We start from the raw sequence: 20178 nt of genomic DNA, 5'->3' as shown, positions 1-20178 counted from the left end.
CTATTTTTTTCTTGGATTTTTTATTTCAGCTTGAGCTGCTGCAAGTCTTGCAACTGGAACTCTAAATGGTGAACATGATACATAATTAAGTCCCACATTGTGACAGAATTCTACAGAAGAAGGATCTCCACCATGTTCTCCACATATTCCAAGTTTTATAGTAGGATTAGTTGATCTTCCAAGATCAACAGCCATTTTAATAAGTTTGCCTACTCCCGTTTGATCCAATTTTTGGAATGGATCAAATTCATAAACTTTCTTATCATAGTAATGTTTCAAGAAGGTTCCAGCATCATCTCTTGAAAATCCAAAAGTCATTTGTGTTAAATCATTTGTTCCAAATGAGAAGAATTCTGCTTCTTTTGCTATTAAGTCAGCGGTAAGAGCTGCTCTTGGTATTTCAATCATTGTACCAACCATGTATTTTAAATCACTGCCCTTTTCAGCTATGATTTCATCAGCTATTCTTACTACTACATCTTTGACATATTTTAATTCTTTAACTTCTCCAATTAAAGGAATCATTATTTCTGGAACAATATTATATCCTTTTCTAGTTTTAACATCAATAGCAGCTTCAATAATCGCTCTAGTTTGCATCTCTGCTATTTCTGGATATGATACGGCAAGCCTACACCCTCTATGCCCCATCATTGGATTAAATTCATGTAATGATTCTACAGTAGCCTTTAATTCTTCATAAGTTATTCCCATTTCTTTTGCTAATTCTTTTATATCTTCATCAGCATGTGGTAAAAATTCATGTAGTGGCGGATCTAAAAACCTGATAGTCGCTGGTTTTTCTTTAAGTTCTTCATAGATTCCTATAAAGTCTCCTCTTTGAATTGGTAATAATTTTTCTAATGCTACCCTTCTTGAATCTTCGTCCTTTGCAACAATCATTTCCCTTATAGTCATTATTCTATCAGAATCAAAGAACATGTGCTCTGTTCTGCATAATCCTATACCTTCAGCTCCATATTTAACTGCATGCATTGCATCTTTTGGAGTATCAGCATTAGCTCTAACTTTTAAGCTTCTTATTTCATCAGCCCAACCCATAAATATTTCAAAATAGCCGTTTATTTCAGGTTCAACTGTTTTAATTACACCAGCATACACGTTTCCTGTACTTCCATCCATTGAAATAAAGTCACCTTCATGATAAACCGTTTGTCCTATTTGAAAAGTCCTAGCTTCTTCATTAACTTTTATCTCAGAGCAACCTGCAACGCAACAAGTTCCCATTCCTCTTGCAACAACTGCAGCATGTGATGTCATTCCACCTCTTACTGTTAAAATGCCTTCTGCAGCAACCATACCTTCAATATCTTCTGGTGAAGTCTCAAGCCTTACAAGAATTACTTCTTCGCCAGCTTCATGTTTAACTTTTGCATCTTCAGCTGTAAAATAAACTTTTCCGCAAGCCGCTCCAGGAGATGCTGGTAATCCTTTAGCTATAACTTTAGATTTGTTTAATTCTAAAGCATCAAAGTTAGGATGAAGCAATGTATCTAATTGTTTCGGATCTACCTTCATCAAAGCTTCTTTCTTTGTTAACATTCCATCTTCAACGAGTTCAACCGCAATTTTGAGTGCAGCTTGTGCTGTCCTCTTACCATTTCTTGTTTGCAGAAAATATAATTTCCCATCTTCAATTGTAAACTCCATATCTTGCATATCCTTGTAGTGGTTTTCAAGGGTATTAACAATTGCCATGAATTCATCATATACTTTTGGCATATCTTTTCCAAGTTGTGATATATCTTGTGGTGTTCTTATTCCAGCTACAACGTCTTCACCTTGTGCATTCATTAAGTACTCAGCAAATATTTCTTTTTCTCCATTGGATGGATTCCTAGAGAAAGCAACACCAGTTCCTGATGTATCCCCTTTGTTACCAAATACCATTTCTTGAACACTTACTGCTGTTCCCCAACTTCCTGGGATATCATTTAATCTTCTATATACATTAGCGCGAGGATTATCCCATGATCTAAATACTGCTGTAATAGATTCTATTAATTGACTCTTTGGATCACTTGGGAATTCTTCACCTTTAGTTTCTTTATAAAACGCTTTAAATTGTTTAACTAACTCTAATAAATCGTTAGCATCCAATTCTGTATCGAATTTTACGCCTTTTGACTCTTTCATATTATCCATAATGTTTTCAAAATTTCTTTTTTCAATACCCATAACAACATCAGCAAACATTTGAATAAATCTTCTGTAAGAGTCATAAGCAAATCTTGGGTTACTAGTTAGTTTTGCCATAACTTCTACTGTATCATCGTTTAATCCAAGATTTAAAATTGTATCCATCATTCCAGGCATTGATGCTCTTGCACCAGATCTAACTGAAACAAGTAATGGATTATCTAAACTTCCAAAGTTCTTTCCAGTAATTTTTTCAAGTTCAACCATTTTATCATTAATTTCACTAACAATTTCAGATGCAATTAGTTGCCCATCTTCATAGTATTTATTACAAGCTTCTGTCGTAACTGTGAATCCTTGTGGTACTGGAATACCAAGATTAGTCATCTCTGCAAGGTTTGCACCTTTACCGCCTAGAAGATTTCTCATTGAAGCATTACCTTCACTAAAAAGGTATACATACTTTTTATTTTCCATATTGCCTACAACCCCTTTTATTATAAATTATAGATGATAATGGTATAAAAATGGTATTTATGTAAAAAGAACGTTTTCACAAATTGAAATAACACTATAATTTTACATACCCATTTGAATATTATACCACGTTTTTATGACGATATGTAAGACTCTTAATCACTTTTTTGTTACTATATTAGATTTTTAATTTTAAAAAGCCAGCAACTAATAGCTGCTAGCTTTACAAAATTAAAATATTATTTTTCTTTTTCTTTTTCTTTTTCTTTTTCTTTTTCATCAAATTTAACAGTATATTGATATACATTTTCATTATTGCTGTCTTTATCATCTTTATTATCTTTCATGTTTTTGCTTAAATTGTCTTTTGTATCATTAAATTTTTCTTTCATATCTTCACCTAGATCACTCATTTTTCCCTTTAAGTCATCAACTGTATTTTTAATAATAGTATTAATAACTTCAACACTGCCATCTGCTTTGGTTATCTCAATAGTAACCTTTGTGAGCACAGCAGTTAATATACCTATGCCAATTAGTGCAGGATATATTAATCCAAATAATCCTACTGCAATACCGGCATTAACAGGTATGTCTATAACCACAGTTTGATCTTTTTTTATTTTTATCCTTGTTACATTTCCCTTTTGTGTTGTCTCTTTTATCCATGCTAAAAATTCATCCTTACTAGTATACATATCGTCCATGTTAAATTTATTTGCTTTCTTTTCTTTTGCTTCGATATAAATCAATGCATCAACTACATTACTATCACATTCTTCTAATGCTTCCTTTGCATCAGTATATGAAACCCCTGTTCGTTCTTTGATAATGTCAATTTTTTCTAGCGTGATTTCTGCCATTAAAATCTTCCTCCTTATAATTTACTTAGGAGTACAAACAACTATTCATTGCTGTATTCCTTTAAATAATTAAACATTTCTAAACTCTTTGGCTTCCTCGTATAACTTTGAGAAATTATAAAAGACAAAATTTTATATAATTCACTCTTTGATGTTTTAGACACAACAATTCTATTGATTTTATCCATTCCAAAATTATTTAAGAATTTTAGTGTATTATATGTAGGATTTGAAATATATATACTATTTAACTTTTCACACTCTTTACAAATTGGACCATATGATATGGAATCAATATAATTAGATATAGTTATTTTTTTTCTACATTTAACACATTGATTAAAATTTAATTCATAACCTGTCGCCCTTAGAATCCTTGTTTCAAATGTCCTAGCTAAAACTTCTATATCCATAACATCATTTTTTATAAAATAAAACGCAGCAACTAAATCTTTAAAAAGTTCCTTATGGACCTCATCATTTTCAAGGGTTATATCAATTAATTCATTAAAATATGATGCATAAGTAATTGTGTCCAAGTTTCTTAATAATTGCTGAAAAGAATCTATAATTGTTATTTCGTTTATAGTATATAAGTTTTTACCTTTAAAAAGAACAAATTCGGCAAAGCAAAAAGGTAATGTGGATGATACATATCTACTTTTATTTTTTCTAGCACCCTTAGCTATTGCTGTTATTTTACCAAAATCTTCACTAAAAAGCCATACTAATTTATCATTTTCTTTAAACTCTTGTGTTTTTATGACAATAGCTCTAGTTTTTAAAATTGCCAGAAAATCATCCCCTATTTATATCCAAGCTCTTTTAAAATACTTGAAGTATCTCTCCATTCTTTTTTTACCTTTACCCATAATCTCAAATGTATGTTTTCCCCTAATAATTTCATTATATCTTGCCTTGCATAAGTGGAAATTTGTTTTAGGGTTTTTCCACCTTTTCCAATTATTATACCCTTATGAGAATCTTTTTCACAAAGTAAGTTAACCTCAATATTGTAGATTTCTTTTTTATCTCTTTTCATAGAAATAATTTCTACTGCTATTCCATGGGGCACTTCTTGTGATAATAATTTCAAAGCTTTTTCTCTTATAATTTCAGTAATAATGAATCTTTCTTGTTGATCTGTGACCATATCCTCTGGGTAATATAAAGGCCCTTCTGGAATGTTCTCTTCTACAAGTTTAGTAACTATCTCAACATTCTTACCTTTTATGGCAGCAATTGGTATTATTTCTTTGAAATTAAAATACTCTGAATACCCTTGAACGGTTTTAGCTACCCTCTCTTGAGTATTTTCGTCAATCTTATTAACTAATAAAAAAATTGGAATCTTTGTATCTTTAAACTGTTCAAGAATATGCATATCACCTTTATCAATTTCATCTCCTGGGGTAGTTATAAATAATATAACATCTACTTCGCTAGCAGATTGCTTTGCTACTTTAACCATATACTCTCCTAATTTATGTCTAGGTTTATGCATTCCTGGAGTATCTACAAATATTATTTGAGATTCCTTTGTTGTTAAAATAGTTTGAATATTGTTTCTTGTGGTTTGGGGTCTATTAGACACAATTGATAATTTTTCCCCCATAATATAATTTATCAATGTAGATTTTCCTACATTAGGTCGTCCAATAATAGTTACAAATCCCGATTTAAACATATTTCCTCCTTTTGTTATCTTACTTTAATAAATCTTCTTTAGTAAAAGCGCCCGGTAATATTTCTTCCATAGTCTTAATTATATAATTTTCTTCATTTTTCACTAATATGATTTCGATATCTTTTGTAGCAAACTCAGCTATAACTTGTCTGCAAATACCACATGGATATGTATTTGTTGACATATCCCCCACTATTGCAATAGCTTTAATTTTTCTATGGCCCTCTGATACAGCTTTAAAAATCGCCGTTCTTTCAGCGCAATTTGTAGCACCGTAGGAAGCATTTTCAATATTACATCCAGTATATATTGACCCATCATCAGTAATAACTGCTGCTCCTACCTTAAATTTCGAATAAGGCACGTATGCATTTTCTCTAGCATCTATTGCAATTTTAGCTAACTTTTTATAATTCATCAGTACACCCCTAATTAAATAATTTAGCTGTAAAAAACACATATACATGAAAAACCGCATTATATGCGATTTTTCATGTATATTAATTATATCACTAAATATTAGTATTTCAATAATATTATAATTATATTAGCATGTTTGTCATTTAAAATAAAAAATAAATTATCCTAGAATATTAAATAATAGTAAGGTTAACAAAGTTCCAAAAGCAGCACCGAAAACTACTTCTAAAATAGAATGAATTTCTGAATCAACCCTACTTTGTGCAACAAGTAAAGCTATAAAATAAGATAATATCATAATTAAAGGTTCGTTAGTTAATAATGTTATAGTTGTTGCTACTGAAAAAGCTATAGTACTGTGACCACTTGGCATCCCACCTTTAAGTGGAGTGCCTTCGCCATAAATTGCCTTAACTACAACAGTCGCAATACAAACTATAACAAGTATAAAAAAGATCATGTCAGGGTCAGATTTTTTAAGCTTTGACATTACTGTCATATTAAAGGGGGTCACTCTATCCCAAAATATAACATATCCCACCAAAACTGCATTTATAGCAGTTACGAGCACTGCACCCGCCGCAACATTTTTAGCAATTTTGGCTAATGGGTGGTAAAAATTCGTTGTAGCATCTATGGCACATTCTACCGCAGTATTTATCATTTCAGCCACTATTACAAGTGTTATTGTTATAGTAATAATCAAAAGTTCTACCTTCGACAAATCGTAAAAAAAAGCTGCCGTAAGCACTATTATAGTAGATAACATATGTATCTTCATATTTCTTTGAGTACGAATTGAGTATATTATTCCTTTAATAGCATAATTAAAACTATCAACTAATTTCTTAACTTTCATGCTTAACCACCTTATAAAATATTCTAGCATAGTATTTTGCGTGAATCAGATATAACTTTATTCTACCTAGATATTTTAAAATTATTTAATATTTCCTCTTCTCTTTTTCTCATAATATTTTTAGGAGCCTCCTCCATGTGATCATACCCTAGCAAATGCAAAATGGAATGAACTGTTAAGTAAGCACATTCTCTGATAAATGAATGACCAAATTCTTCACTTTGCTGCTTTGATTTTTCTAGTGATAATGCAACATCTCCAATTACTAATTTTTCATCATATAAGTCATTCTGGTCGAATTTATAATTTATATACACCTCTTTGAAAACCTTGTTTTCCGGATAATGCAACATGGGAAAAGATAATACATCAGTAATTTCATTTATACCCCGCTGCTCTAAATTTATTTTTCTGATTTCTTCATTGTCAATGAATATAACACTTACTTCATTATCAATAAGTAATTTTTCCTCTTTAAGTGTATACTCAATAACAGCTTTTATCACCTTTTCAAGTTCCCTTGTAACTTCAATTTTATTTTGTCTATTATCAATAAAAATCATACCTATTTTTACTCCCTTCTACCTTTAGATGAAAACAACTTATTATTTCATTTCATGTTCTTTATCATTTTGCCATTTCTCCGTTGGGTACTCTATTCTCTCATGGTATATTCCTGAAAGTACTTTTAAAAATGCTACTCGAATCTTTTCTAAATCTTTTAAAGTTAAATCACAGTTATCTAATTGTCCATCATTAAGCCTGGCTTTTATTAGATTATTAACCATTTCTTCAATTTTACCTTTGGTAGGATTTGGAATCGATCTTACAGCAGCTTCTACAACATCCGAAAGCATTATAATTGCCGCTTCCTTACTTTCAGGAGTTGGTCCCTGGTATCTAAAATTTTCTTCTTTAATTTCTTCAGGATTATCACTAGAATTTTTCATAGTCACATAAAAATACTTAACCAAAGTCGTACCATGATGTTGACCAATAGAATCCTGAATCACCTTAGGTATTTTATATTCTTTTGCTAGTTCTAACCCATCTTTCACATGAGAGATAATTATTAGTGTACTCAAATTTGGAGTTATTTTATCATGTGGGTTATCATTTCCTAATTGATTTTCTTTGAAAAAATAAGGTCTTTTTATCTTTCCAATATCATGATAATACGCAGATACCCTCGCAAGAACAGGGTTCGCACCAACTAGTTCTGCAGCAACTTCTGATAGATTAGCTACAAGTACAGAATGATGATAACTTCCTGGTGCTTCTAAAAGTAACCTCTTTAATAATGGATGATTTGGATTTGATAATTCTAGTAGTTTCACTGTGGTCACTATATCAAAAAAACTTTCAAAAAAAGGTAGAAAACCTATAGTAAGTACTCCAGATATGAGACTTGCAAGATACAGCATTCCTGCTTTTTTTAAAACATCAATAATACTATTGCTAAGCAAAAATCCCATAGAGAGATATACCATAAGGTTTATCATTGCAATATATATAGATGAATATAATATATCATTTCTTTGTTGCATTTTCTTTAATAACATAACCCCTACAATAGAGTTAAGCACCGCAAGTATTGTAATTTCAAAATTGAAATTAACTGCAACGCTTATAAGAATACAATTTAGAATGTTTAAAGCTATTGCTACTTCATCACCAATCAAAATAGTCATAAGCATTGGAATACAAGCTAGTGGTATCACAAACACAGATATTATTCCTAATGTTCTAGCTAATAGTATTGCTATAATACTAAGAATATTAAGCATAATTAATTTTTTTGTATCATCAAATATTTGCCTATGATACTTATGTAAATAATACCATTGAAGAAAGATTACCAAGCATACAAGTCCTGCTAAACTTAAATATAAGGACCAAGCAAAATTAGTAGTATTATCTAGTAACCCTAATGATTCTAGTAATGCCTTTTGTTCAAAGGTCACAGGTTCGCCCTCTTTAGCAATAATTTGATCCTTCTTAATCATAACAGGTTTAACATTTTTCTTAGCATCTTCTATTAATAACTCCGTGCCTGCTTTATCGTAAATTGTATTAGGATGAACTTCTTGATTTGCAATAGAAATCCCTATTCCTCTTATGTTTTTAGTAAAATTAGAATTATTAAAAGCTGTGGTAATTATCACTTGTGCCATGACAATTTCTTCAGGCTTATTTTCATTTATTGTGGTTACATCATAAAGGGTTGTCATAGTGCTTTTCAGAAAATTTTCTAACTCAGTAGCTTCTTTAACATCAAGATTTAATAGTGTCTGATAATTTTCAGGGGTAAAATTAGAAATTGCACTCGTCTTTTTGAGTGAGGCTATTTTTGCCTTTTCTAATTCTAGTTTTACAGTAGATGATTCATTAATGTCACTAGAATTTAACTTTATCACTGTAGAAAATAATCTTTCTATGTTTTTTGAAGCTGACTCACTTACTGGAACTTTAATTGTTTTCTTTCCTACACTTTCCACAGCCTTAACTCTATTGCTTTCTGTAGCCATTTCATTTTCAATTTCTCTAGGAGCCTTTATATCTACTTTTGCAATATCCCCCACATTTAGCGTATACTTCTTAGGAACTAAAGCTGTTACTAAAATTGAATACATTATAATAGCCGTAATTATAAAAACTAAATATGGTTTTGCTTTATTAAGTTTCATAAGCTCACTAATATTTTTCATACCCCATCCCCACCTTTTCTTCTCACGTAAACTAAAAATATGGTAATATTTATTTTTTCTTATATTCGTTATTTTGTTCAGATGCTATATTACCTTCTGTCGCAATATCTTCTTCAGCAACTACTAACACTTTTATTAAATACTTATCTTTCTCCTTTTTTACATTTTCAATTTTGTCTACTATTTTTACACTTTTATCTAAATTTCTCAAAATATTAGAAAACATTTCCTTTACAATTTTAACTTGATCCACAGGAATATTTTTTTCTTCAATTTCATTGTAGATTTCTTTATATATAAATTTATTATTACTTTCTATTTTATCATAATTACTATATGGAATTATGCTATTTTTAAGATAAATTTTTTTATTTCCTAATTTAATATATAAATTACTTATACTGTTTCCTGTTTTAACTCTTGATAGATTGTTAAGTGGGACTTCTTTTGTTGCCTCGTAAAAAGTTTTTGCTATAACTTCACCCTCTGCACGTACAGGATAAACACTTCCTTCTTTACCTTGTTCCCCCTTAACTAGTATATCTCCCTTTTGCACTGTGTCTCCACTAAGCACAATAGCTGTACCTTCGGTAGTAAATACTCTTGCCACTATACCATCTTTCTTGGCTATTAAATTGCAAGGTGTTTGATTACTAATTATAATAGGTGGTGTTTGTCTTTCTATTATATCAACTTTTAGCTTAACACCGTCAATCCGGGCTTTCACCCACATTATTTCGTCATTGCTTCTTGTGATTTCACTTTCAAGCGCGTAAACATCTATGTCTTTCTTTTTGAGGCCTGGTGTTATTCCAAGACTTTTAATTTGATTGCGTAGTTCATATGGGCTTATATAATTCTCAGTATTTATTTCTATGTTCCATACAAATGTGGATAAATAATATATCAAACTTCCAAACAAAACCACTCCAATTAGAAGTGTTGATCGACTTTTCAATTTAATTAAAAGAAATGACAACCCAATCCTTCCTATAATCTTAACCTTAGTATTGGTTCGTTTTGCTACTTTTGTTATTTCAGCATAATCACTTAATCTAACATCTAAAACAACCGTTGTTATATTAATCTTTTTAATATTTTTTGCTACAACCCCGTTTTTCCAAAGTAAATTTATAAATTTCTCTGGCATTAAAGATTGAATTTCCATTGTAATAATACCTTTTTTGTACTTTTTAAAATTATTCATGGCTTTCATACACAACAGACTTAAAGTTACCACTTAAAGTTATTGTGTTTCCTCCTATAAATAATATTTTAAAATTTTTACCGTATATTGAGATTGGACCCACATTTGAGTTTATTTTTATTTCTTCTTCTTCAAAAATTACTACTCCCTTATGGTTTTCTATGTTTATTTCATTATTCGCCAAAATAGTGATTTTGGGTAAATCTAATAATATATCTCTTGGCAATTCTAATTTGCTGGCTATAATTTCTTTTGCTTTATAAAATTTGTTATCCATATACTCACCTCATAAAATACTTCATATTAAATTTATGAAAAAAAGCTCTAAGAAATTACAGTTTTAGGTTTTAAAATTTACTAATTAAAAAAAGACCCAGCAAATGCTGAATCTTTTATTTGTTCAAATATTATTTACTAACAAGCTTACCCTCTGCATTGCCTATAACTTTAAGCAATAAGGCAAACATAATTTTCTCATGTACTTCATGCCATTAGCTCCCAATTATACCACTGCTTCTCTGAATAGCTCTATTTTTCTGATCCATTTAACTGCTGAGGAAGGTATTCTAACAAGATTTCAAATTTTTATAACTTTAAAAAACAAATCTTGTCTCTTTCCATTTTCAAAAATTCTATTTAAATTTTCTCTTTCTTGCAGCTTCTGATTTCAATTTCTTTTTAACACTTGGTTTTTCATAGTGCTCTCTTTTTCTTACTTCTCCGAGAACTCCACTTCTTGCGCACTTTTTCTTAAACCTTCTTAAAGCATTCTCAATTGTCTCGTCTGATCCGACTTTAATTTCTGACATCATTATCCCTCCCTCCGCTAGCTCAATTCAATTTAAAAGCAGCTAATGCGGGGCCTAAATAGCACATTTTTTATTATACAACACAAATTTACATAATGTCAACATTTTCATTAACCTTTTGACACAAATATTATATTTACTTGTAAAATATTTTGGGCATTTAACATTTCAAAAATCAGTTGTTTCCATGAAAAAATAACTTGCTAATTAGTTACCATATGCCTTATATGTTAACCAGGTGGCCACTTAAGCATCCTTCCTCCTAATAGATGAAAATGTAAATGCTGGACGGACTGACCCCCATCTTCTCCACAATTTGTAACAATTCTATATCCACGTTCAGCAATCTCTAAGGTTTTTGCGATTTTCTTTGCAACTATAAATATGTGACCTATAATTTCTGATTCTTCTTCTTTTAAACAATTTAAATTATCAATATGCTGCTTAGGTATAATTACAACATGTACAGGAGCTTCAGGGCTTATATCCATAAATCCTATAACTTTATCATCTTCATAAATGGTTTCACAAGGAATTTGCTTTTTTATGATTTTACAAAAAATACACTCTTCATTTTCCATATGATCACCTCCATTCATTTTATCCTATATTATATTATTCAACATAAAACTCTATTCTCCTGTGTATTTATTTATTAATTTCTAAAATCATTATAATTCTTTTACCTCTCCACTTATATGATCACCCATACATTCTATGAGTTTAGTTTTATGAAATTCACACTCTATGTTCTTTTGAGACTTTACAATAACCTTTATATAGTTGTTTGTATATCCTTCAAAGTCATTTACACTATGACTTGATTTTATCTCGTATAAAACGTTCATATCTTTACCAATAAATTTATCTATAAATTTTTTCTCTAGCACATCGCTCAGTGTAATAAGAGTGTGACTTCTTTGTTCTTTTATATTTCCATTAACCTGTTCTTTTATTCCAGCAGCTTTAGTTCCTTTTCTTGGACTATACTTGAAAATATGCATTTTTGTTAATTCTATATCCTTTAAGAAAGCATAAGTTTCATTAAATTCCTTGGTTGTTTCACCAGGGAAGCCCACAATTACATCAGTTGTTATAGATACTTCATGGATATTCGACCTTAAATTATCTACTACCGTTTTATACTCCTGCGCTGTATATTTCCTATTCATCCTCTTAAGTGTCTCATCACATCCGCTTTGCAGTGAAAGGTGAAAATGATGACATAGTTTCTTCAAGGATTTTATTTTTTCAATAACTTCCCCTGTAAAAAAGGTTGGATCTATGGACCCTATTCTTATCCTTTCAATACCAGGAACTGTGTCTAGCTGTTCTAAAACTCTAACTAAATTCCATCCGTCTTCTAAATCCAACCCAAAAGATGCTATATGTATTCCTGACAAGAGAATCTCTTTGAAGCCATTTGCAGCTAATTCATGAACCTCTGCTAAGATTTTATCAGGTTTTTTACTACACACTGCTCCCCTTGCATAAGGAATTAAGCAATAAGAACAAAATCTATTACACCCATCTTGAATTTTTATAAATGCTCTTGTTCTGTCCTTATACTCTTTGATATTTAAGTCTTCAAATACTTGGTTTTTCAGAACATCACTAACTTCAATAATCTGCATCTTTTCTTCTATATATCTATTTACCCAATAAACAATATCGCCTTTATTTCGACTACCTAAAACAACATCAACGCCTTCGATCTTTGCTATTTCAGTGGCTGCTATTTGTGCATAACAACCAACCACTGCAATAACAGCTGAGCTATTTACTCGTCTTGCACGACCAATCATTTGCCTAGACTTTTTATCACCCATATTAGTAACAGTGCAAGTATTAATAACATACACATCTGAAAATTCGTCAAATTCTGCTACTTCAAATCCTTCTCTAATGAATTTTTCTACCATTGCTTCTGATTCATACTGATTTACTCTACATCCTAAGGTAGCAATTGCAACTTTCATTCCGCGTTTCCTCCTAGATCTCCGAGTTCATACATTATAAGACTTAAACACGTAAATCCTGCAGTTTCAGTTCTAAGTATTCGGGGTCCCAAAGTTACTATCTCGGCTCCTACTTCTTTCAAATTCAATATTTCACTTTCTTCAAATCCACCCTCTGGTCCTATGATAATAGCAACTTTATTAATATTCTTTTTAACTATGTTTTTTACTAATTTCTTTATGCCATAACCTTCTTGATTTTCATATGGAACTACCACTAAATCCATTTGCTTTAATTCTCCTAACAGAACCTCAAATTCTATAGGAACATTGATTTGAGGTATCAAACTTCTCTTACTTTGCTTTGAGGCTTCAAGAGCTATCCTATTCCATCTATCAACCTTTTTAAACTCCTTAAGCTCAGTTTTAACTACTACTCTTTCTGTAATTATAGGGGTTATTGCTTTAACTCCTAATTCTGTATTTTTTTGAACTATTAAATCCATTTTTGTTGATTTAGGCATACCCTGATATAAGTAAACTTCAATAGGGCTTTCATTATTTATAGAACTTTCTTCTAATAAATTAATATTAACTAAATTCTTATCTATAAAAGTTATTTCCCCTACATACTCTTTCCCTTCACAGTTGTTTACACTTACTTTTTCACCAACTTGAAGCCTTAATACCTTATATATATGTTTTACATCTTCTCCATCAATAGTTGCACTATAACCATCTATACTATTTTTTGGTACAAAAAATTTATGCATTATTTATTCTCCCTTAAGCTTTAGCTCATTTTATTGTAACTTTGCAACAATGCAAACCCACTCACCTTCTATGTTTATTTCCTCAATTTTAAAACCACTATTAATTAATTTCTTTATTACCTCATCTTTTTTGCTTAAAATTATCCCTGAAGATATAAAGTATCCACCTTCTACTATAAACGCCTTAACTTGATCCGTCAAAAATATAATTATATCAGCCATTATGTTAGCTATAACAATGTTTGCCTTTCCTTTTACAACTTCCATTAAGTCTCCATATAAAATTTCAATGTTACTTATATCATTGTAAGTAACATTTTGCTTTGCAGAATCTACTGCTACTGGATCCAAATCAACTCCTATGGTGTTTTTAGCTCCAAGGACAGCCGCTGTAATGGCTAATATTCCTGAGCCTGTTCCTATATCAAAAACTGTTGAACTATCGTTTACGTAGCGTTCTAGCGACTTTATACACATCCTGGTAGTTTCATGAGAACCAGTACCAAAAGCCATGCCTGGATCTAGCTGCACAATTATTTCATCTGGATTTTTATTGTATTCTTCCCATATAGGTTTTATAACTATCTTTTCTCCTACTTTTATTGGTTTATAATACTTTTTCCAGTTATTTTCCCAATCCTCTTCGTTTACCTTTGCTGCCGTGACAGATCCTATGCCTTTGTCTAGTCCAAACTTTGGCAAATTATTTACGCCGATTTTAATTTCTTCTAAATGGGCCTCAAATTTTTCATCTTTTTTATAGTATCCCTTTATTACAACCCCACTATTTGTATCTATAATAGTTTCATCAAAATAGTCCCAATCTGTAGTATGATCTCGCCTAAAAATCAAATCTAAAGGATCTAAAATTGAAACCCCTTCGACACCGGTATTATAAAGCATTGCAGACACTGCCTCAACTGCCTCACTACTTGTAATTATAGTCATTTCAATCCAATCTTTATTCATTTTTATTCTCCTTATTTATAATAAAAAACTCCGTTTTACAAAACGAAGTTTTTTATAATTATTTACCTAATATTTTATCTACAAAAGACTTTTTATTTTCTTCTAAAAAATCTACATTCTCTCCACTAGCTTCCATAAAGTGTTTTAATGTTTCTTTTTGCTTATCATTCATGGATTTTGGAATATCAACAATTACCTTTACATATTGATCTCCTCTTCCATGTCCATTTACTCTAGGTATTCCCTTACCTTTAAGTCTAAATACAGTTCCAGATTGTGTTCCTGCTGGAACTTTATATTTAACGTCTCCATCTACCGTTGGTACTTTAATTTCAGTACCCATGGCTGCATAACCAAAGCTTATATGCGATTCTATATGAATATCAATCCCATTCCTCTTAAAACTTTTATGCGGAGCTACTCTAATATTTATATACAAATCTCCTGATGGTCCGCCCTTCTCACCTTGTTCACCTTGACCTCTAAGAGGCATAACATTTCCAGTATCAACTCCACCTGGAACATCAATTTTAATTTTTCTGTTTTTTCTCTCTTTTCCAGATCCATGACAAGATTTACATGGTTCAGAAATTATTTGACCTCGGCCCCCGCACTTATCACAGGTGCTCATGCTTGCAAAACTTCCAAAAGCAGTGTTTCTCTGAACTTTTATCTGCCCATTTCCACCACACTTATCACAAGTTTTAGGCGAAGTACCAGCTTTAGCACCACTACCGCCACACTCACCACATTTTTCATTTCTTGTTATGGAAATCTCTTTTTCTACCCCAAAAACTGCCTCTTCAAAACGTAGGTTTAAATTATATTCTAAATCTGCACCTTTTTTAGGCCCATTCTGATTTCTTTGAGAAAATCCGCCTCCGAATATATCCCCAAATATATCTCCAAAACCACCAAAACCAGAAAAATCAGAGCTACCTTCAAATCCCGCTCCGTTTGCATCAGCTGTACCATATTGATCATATCTTGATCTTTTTTCTGAATTAGATAAAACTTGATACGCCTCATTCATTTCCTTGAATTTTTCTTCTGCTTCTTTATTATCTGGATTTCTATCTGGATGATATTTTAACGCAGCCTTTTTAAAGGCCTTCTTAATTTCTTCTTCGCTGGCATTTCTTTCTATGCCTAGAGTCTCATAATAATCTTTTTTTGCCATCTTGATTTTTCACCACCTAAAATATATATACTATTTAATATAAACTAATCCCTAATATAAACTAGTTCCTAAAATAATTCAACTCTCACTATTATATAGTTTTTCAGTAATTAATGCTAATACTGTTTTTCTTAGGACATATAAAAATTAGGGAAGGGTAGTTACCCATCCCTAATTTAGTTGTTTTATTAATTATTTATCTTCTTTCTTTTCGTCTTCTTCTACTTTGAAGTCAGCATCCACTACGTTATCATCTTGCTGTGCGTTTCCGCCTGCATTATCTTCACCTTGGCCTGCTCCTTGAGCTTGTGCTGATTCTGCTTCTGCTTGATATATTTTTGTAGTTACTGCATAGAAAGCCTCAGTTAACTCCTCAGTAGATTTCTTTATAGCTTCTATTTCTTCTCCATCTTTAATTGCTTTAAGTGCTTCTAGTTTAGCTTGAATATCTTTTTTATCTTCCTCTGATACCTTTTCTCCAAGGTCAGTTAAGCTTTTTTCAGTTTGATATACTAGCTGCTCTGCATTGTTTTTAACTTCAATTTGCTCTTTTCTTATTTTATCTTCACCTGCAAATTTTTCTGCTTCTTTTACTGCCTTATCAATTTCATCATCACTTAAATTAGTTGATGCTGTAATTGTTATCTTAGCTTCTTTTCCTGTTCCTTTATCTTTAGCTGATACATTAACAATACCGTTAGCATCTATATCAAAAGTAACCTCTATTTGAGGAACTCCTCTTGGTGCTGCAGCAATTCCAGATAAAGTAACTCTTCCTAAGGATTTGTTTCCAGCAGCCATTTGACGCTCACCTTGAACAATGTTAATTTCAACTGATGTTTGACCATCTGCAGCTGTTGAGAATGTTTGACTCTTTTTAGCAGGAATTGTAGTATTTCTTTCAATTAGAGGAGTAGCTATTCCTCCTAAAGTTTCAATTCCAAGTGTTAATGGAGTTACATCAAGAAGTAAAACATCTTTAACTTCTCCACTTAATACTCCTGCTTGGATTGCTGCTCCTAGTGCAACGCATTCATCTGGGTTTACTCCCTTTGAAGGTTCTTTTCCAGTAAAGTTTTTAACTGCATCTTGAACTGCTGGTGTTCTTGTTGAACCACCTACAAGTACAATTTTATCTATTTCATTAAGAGACAAACCTGCATCTGCAAGTGCTTTTTTCATTGGCTCAATTGTAGAGTTAACTAAATCGTGAGTTAATTCATTAAATTTTGCTCTTGTTAAATTCATATCTATATGCTTAGGGCCTGTTGCGTCAGCTGTAATAAATGGTAAGTTAATATTTGTTTGCATAGATGATGATAATTCAATTTTAGCTTTTTCAGCAGCTTCTTTTAATCTTTGAAGTGCCATTTTGTCATTTCTTAAATCTATTCCATTATCTGCTTTAAAAGTATCAGCTATGTGATTCATAACCTTTTGGTCAAAGTCATCTCCACCGAGTTTAGTGTTACCATTAGTAGATTTAACTTCGAATAATCCATCACCAAGTTCTAATATAGATACATCAAATGTACCGCCACCTAAATCATAAACTAATATCTTTTGATTAACATCCATTTTATCTAATCCATAAGCTAATGCTGCAGCTGTTGGTTCATTTATTATTCTCTTAACTTCAAGTCCAGCTATTTTTCCTGCATCCTTAGTTGCTTGTCTTTGGCTATCATTAAAGTAAGCAGGTACAGTTATAACAGCTTCTGTAACTGATTCTCCTAAGTAAGCCTCAGCATCAGCTTTTATTTTCTGCAAAATATACGCTGAAATTTCTTGTGGTGTATGTGATTTTCCATCAATATTTACTTTATGATCAGTACCCATTTCTCTTTTAATTGACATTATTGTTTTATCTGGATTTGTAATTGCTTGTCTTTTAGCCACTTGACCTACTAATCTTTCTCCATTAGCTTGGAATGAAACTACAGATGGTGTAGTTCTTGCACCTTCTGAGTTGGAAATTACTACTGGTTCTCCACCCTCCATTACTGCCACACATGAATTTGTTGTACCTAAATCTATTCCTATAATTTTTCCCATTATTATTTCCTCCTTATATCCTTTTAAATCATTACAGTTATAACTGTTTTGATATTTATTTTTTAAAATGTGTTTTTTAATACGTTTCTTTAATTTGCAACTTTAACCATACTATGTCTCAGTACCTTGTCTTCTTTTTTATACCCCTTTTGGAATACTTCTACGATTTCATTAACTCCATACTGTTCATCTTCAACATGCATTACTGCATTGTGAAGATTTGGGTCAAATTCGCCAACTGATACCAATTCTTCAACTCCTAATTTACTAAAAGCATCATTAAAAAGTTTTACTGTCATTTTCACGCCAGTTCTTAGCTCTTCTCCGCCTCCTTCAACTGAAAGGGCTCTTTCTAAATTGTCCAACACTGGTAGCACTTCTTTTAAAACATCTGCGCAAGCATCTGTGTATATGCCTTGTTTCTCCTTCACTGTCCTTTTTCTAAAATTCTCATATTCAGCAGCTGTCCTTAAGTATTTGTCTTTAAAAGCATCTACCTCATCCAATAATTTTTTGTTTTCTTCTTCTAATTTTTTTCTATTTTTTCTCATATCCTTTTCTTTATCACTTTCTAAAAGTTCTATTGGCTCTTCGCCTTCTAACTTTTCTTCTTTTAAATCTTCATTATCTACTATTTCGGCTTCTACTAAAGTTTCTTCTTCTTCTTTGCCTTCAGTCTCTTCTAAATCGTTTTGATTTTCAGAAGCTTCATCTACTGAAACATCACCACTTGCCATTTCTGAATTTCCTTCTTCTTCTAAAATTTTATCACTATTTGTATTCACTCAGTCATTCCTCCAAATCTTGCTCAAAATAAATCTTTTAATTTAAAATCTTATCTATGATCATTATAAATTTGAGCTATATTATCATTTAATTCTTTGACTACTCCAGTTAATACAGATATAACTTTGCCATAAGGAATTCTTGTTGGGCCTATAACACCAATAGATCCCAGTGGTATTCCTGATACACTATAAACAGCTGTTATAATACTGCATTCACGAGCACACTTAATAAAATTTTCTCCACCAATCTTAATTGTAATATTAGAAGTATTATCATTAGCACCAAGTAAACTATTTATACTTTCTTTATTGTCTACTAGAACTAAAAACTCTCGTGCTTTTGTAATATCGTTATATTCTGGGTAATTAAATATATTTGCAGCCCCTTGAATATAAACTTCTGAAGTTTCAACCCCAGACAAACTATCATACAAAGCTGGAATTATTCCGTCAAAAATCTCTCCATAAAAAACTAAATCACTTTTTAAGTTATTAATTACTTCTAAATTAATTTGCTGAATTGTAAGTTTTCCTAATCTACAATTAAGTATATTAGTAAGTTTTTCTATGGTAGCACTGCTAATTGGTTTGCTGACCTTAATAACATTGTTTTTGATGATACCACTATCTGTAATGATTACAAACAAAATACTTCCAGCGTCCAAACTCATTAATTGAATATATTTTATACAACTCTTCTGAACAGAGGGTGCCTTAACTATAGATGTAAGCTTTGTAAGTAGAGAAAGCATTTGTGTTGCTTGCTTAACAATTTTATCAACCTCATATAGAGCAACATTAATAAGATGATTTTTAATCATATATTCTTCTTCAGTTGATAATTTTGTAAGTTCCATAAGTCTATCAACGTATAATCTATAACCTTTATCTGATGGTTTTCTACCAGATGAGGTATGTAATTGTTCTATATATCCCATCTCTTCAAGGTCTGACATCTCATTTCTTATAGTAGCTGAACTAATACCTAAATCATACTTTTTAGCTATGGTTCTGGACCCCACAGGCTCACCATTATTTATATAATCTGTAATTATAGCCTGAAGAATTTTAATTTTCCTCTCATCCATTTCCATAATACCACCTCTTTTATTAGCACTCACCACCGTTGAGTGCTAACGAGTATATATTTAAAGTATCATTTACTATTGTATTTGTCAATAACCCTCATTTTTCAATATAGCCATTTTATAGTCATTATTTGAATTTATATCCCAAATTCTCTGTTTTCCTTTGATTATCTAGCA

19 protein-coding genes are annotated in these 20178 nt (G+C 31.3%); all 19 read right to left on the bottom strand.

Annotated features, from left to right (window positions below; translation table 11 throughout):
* The 19 genes from ppdK to hrcA all read right to left on the bottom strand — a co-directional run bounded on the left by ppdK (position 1) and on the right by hrcA (position 20007).
* On the bottom strand, positions 1-2637 hold the full coding sequence (ppdK, locus tag VIM70_RS09260) for a pyruvate, phosphate dikinase (RefSeq protein ID WP_331945467.1): 2637 nt from the start codon (positions 2635-2637) through the stop codon (positions 1-3).
* A gap of 239 nt (positions 2638-2876) precedes the next feature.
* Positions 2877-3500 carry a DUF4342 domain-containing protein gene (locus VIM70_RS09255; protein WP_331945466.1) on the bottom strand — a complete coding sequence of 208 codons (624 nt, stop codon included), beginning with the start codon at positions 3498-3500 and terminating at the stop codon, positions 2877-2879.
* A gap of 41 nt (positions 3501-3541) precedes the next feature.
* The gene (recO, locus tag VIM70_RS09250; RefSeq protein ID WP_331945480.1) at positions 3542-4309 is read right to left on the bottom strand and encodes a DNA repair protein RecO; all 768 of its coding nucleotides are present in this window, start codon (positions 4307-4309) and stop codon (positions 3542-3544) included.
* A complete protein-coding gene (gene era / locus VIM70_RS09245) occupies positions 4306-5187 on the bottom strand; it encodes a GTPase Era (RefSeq protein ID WP_331945465.1) in 882 nt (293 codons plus the stop codon). Before era ends, recO begins: the two co-directional genes overlap by 4 nt.
* Positions 5188-5206: 19 nt before the next feature.
* Positions 5207-5605 carry a cytidine deaminase gene (locus VIM70_RS09240; RefSeq protein WP_331945464.1) on the bottom strand — a complete coding sequence of 133 codons (399 nt, stop codon included), beginning with the start codon at positions 5603-5605 and terminating at the stop codon, positions 5207-5209.
* 162 nt (positions 5606-5767) lie between these two features.
* Positions 5768-6466, bottom strand: coding sequence for a diacylglycerol kinase (locus tag VIM70_RS09235; protein WP_331945463.1), 699 nt, complete (start codon positions 6464-6466; stop codon positions 5768-5770).
* Positions 6467-6528: 62 nt separating this feature from the next.
* A complete protein-coding gene (gene ybeY / locus VIM70_RS09230) occupies positions 6529-7029 on the bottom strand; it encodes an rRNA maturation RNase YbeY (protein WP_331945462.1) in 501 nt (166 codons plus the stop codon).
* Positions 7030-7071: 42 nt separating this feature from the next.
* Positions 7072-9174: an HD family phosphohydrolase gene (locus tag VIM70_RS09225; RefSeq protein WP_331945461.1), complete on the bottom strand. Its 2103-nt coding sequence runs from the start codon at positions 9172-9174 to the stop codon at positions 7072-7074.
* Between the two features lie 49 nt (positions 9175-9223).
* Positions 9224-10381 (bottom strand): sporulation protein YqfD, encoded by a 1158-nt coding sequence (gene yqfD / locus VIM70_RS09220; protein WP_331945460.1) that lies wholly within the window; start codon positions 10379-10381, stop codon positions 9224-9226.
* Complete coding sequence (gene yqfC / locus VIM70_RS09215) at positions 10374-10658, bottom strand: sporulation protein YqfC (RefSeq protein WP_331945459.1); 285 nt, start codon at positions 10656-10658, stop codon at positions 10374-10376. Before yqfC ends, yqfD begins: the two co-directional genes overlap by 8 nt.
* 355 nt (positions 10659-11013) lie before the next feature.
* Entirely contained in the window at positions 11014-11190 is a 177-nt protein-coding gene (gene rpsU / locus VIM70_RS09210; protein ID WP_216305181.1) for a 30S ribosomal protein S21, read from the bottom strand.
* A gap of 230 nt (positions 11191-11420) precedes the next feature.
* Positions 11421-11771, bottom strand: coding sequence for a histidine triad nucleotide-binding protein (locus tag VIM70_RS09205; protein ID WP_331945458.1), 351 nt, complete (start codon positions 11769-11771; stop codon positions 11421-11423).
* A 90-nt stretch (positions 11772-11861) separates the two neighbouring features.
* Entirely contained in the window at positions 11862-13169 is a 1308-nt protein-coding gene (gene mtaB / locus VIM70_RS09200; protein ID WP_331945457.1) for a tRNA (N(6)-L-threonylcarbamoyladenosine(37)-C(2))-methylthiotransferase MtaB, read from the bottom strand.
* Positions 13166-13921 (bottom strand): 16S rRNA (uracil(1498)-N(3))-methyltransferase, encoded by a 756-nt coding sequence (locus VIM70_RS09195; protein WP_331945456.1) that lies wholly within the window; start codon positions 13919-13921, stop codon positions 13166-13168. The genes mtaB and VIM70_RS09195 overlap by 4 nt, the downstream gene beginning before the upstream one ends.
* 30 nt (positions 13922-13951) lie before the next feature.
* Entirely contained in the window at positions 13952-14890 is a 939-nt protein-coding gene (gene prmA, locus VIM70_RS09190; RefSeq protein ID WP_331945455.1) for a 50S ribosomal protein L11 methyltransferase, read from the bottom strand.
* Between the two features lie 58 nt (positions 14891-14948).
* A complete protein-coding gene (dnaJ, locus tag VIM70_RS09185; protein ID WP_331945454.1) occupies positions 14949-16070 on the bottom strand; it encodes a molecular chaperone DnaJ in 1122 nt (373 codons plus the stop codon).
* A 192-nt stretch (positions 16071-16262) separates the two neighbouring features.
* Positions 16263-18125, bottom strand: coding sequence for a molecular chaperone DnaK (dnaK, locus tag VIM70_RS09180; protein WP_331945453.1), 1863 nt, complete (start codon positions 18123-18125; stop codon positions 16263-16265).
* Between the two features lie 89 nt (positions 18126-18214).
* On the bottom strand, positions 18215-18862 hold the full coding sequence (gene grpE / locus VIM70_RS09175; protein WP_414648700.1) for a nucleotide exchange factor GrpE: 648 nt from the start codon (positions 18860-18862) through the stop codon (positions 18215-18217).
* Positions 18863-18960: 98 nt separating this feature from the next.
* Entirely contained in the window at positions 18961-20007 is a 1047-nt protein-coding gene (gene hrcA / locus VIM70_RS09170) for a heat-inducible transcriptional repressor HrcA (RefSeq protein ID WP_331945451.1), read from the bottom strand.
* Between the last annotated feature and the right edge of the window lie 171 nt (positions 20008-20178).

Origin of the sequence: Clostridium sp., assembly GCF_036569345.1 — a bacterium.
In the GTDB taxonomy this organism is placed as follows: Bacteria; Bacillota; Clostridia; order Clostridiales; family Clostridiaceae; genus Clostridium_AD.
The sequence above is the reverse complement of the archived record's forward strand: the minus strand, read 5'-3'. Positions and strand labels throughout refer to the sequence as shown.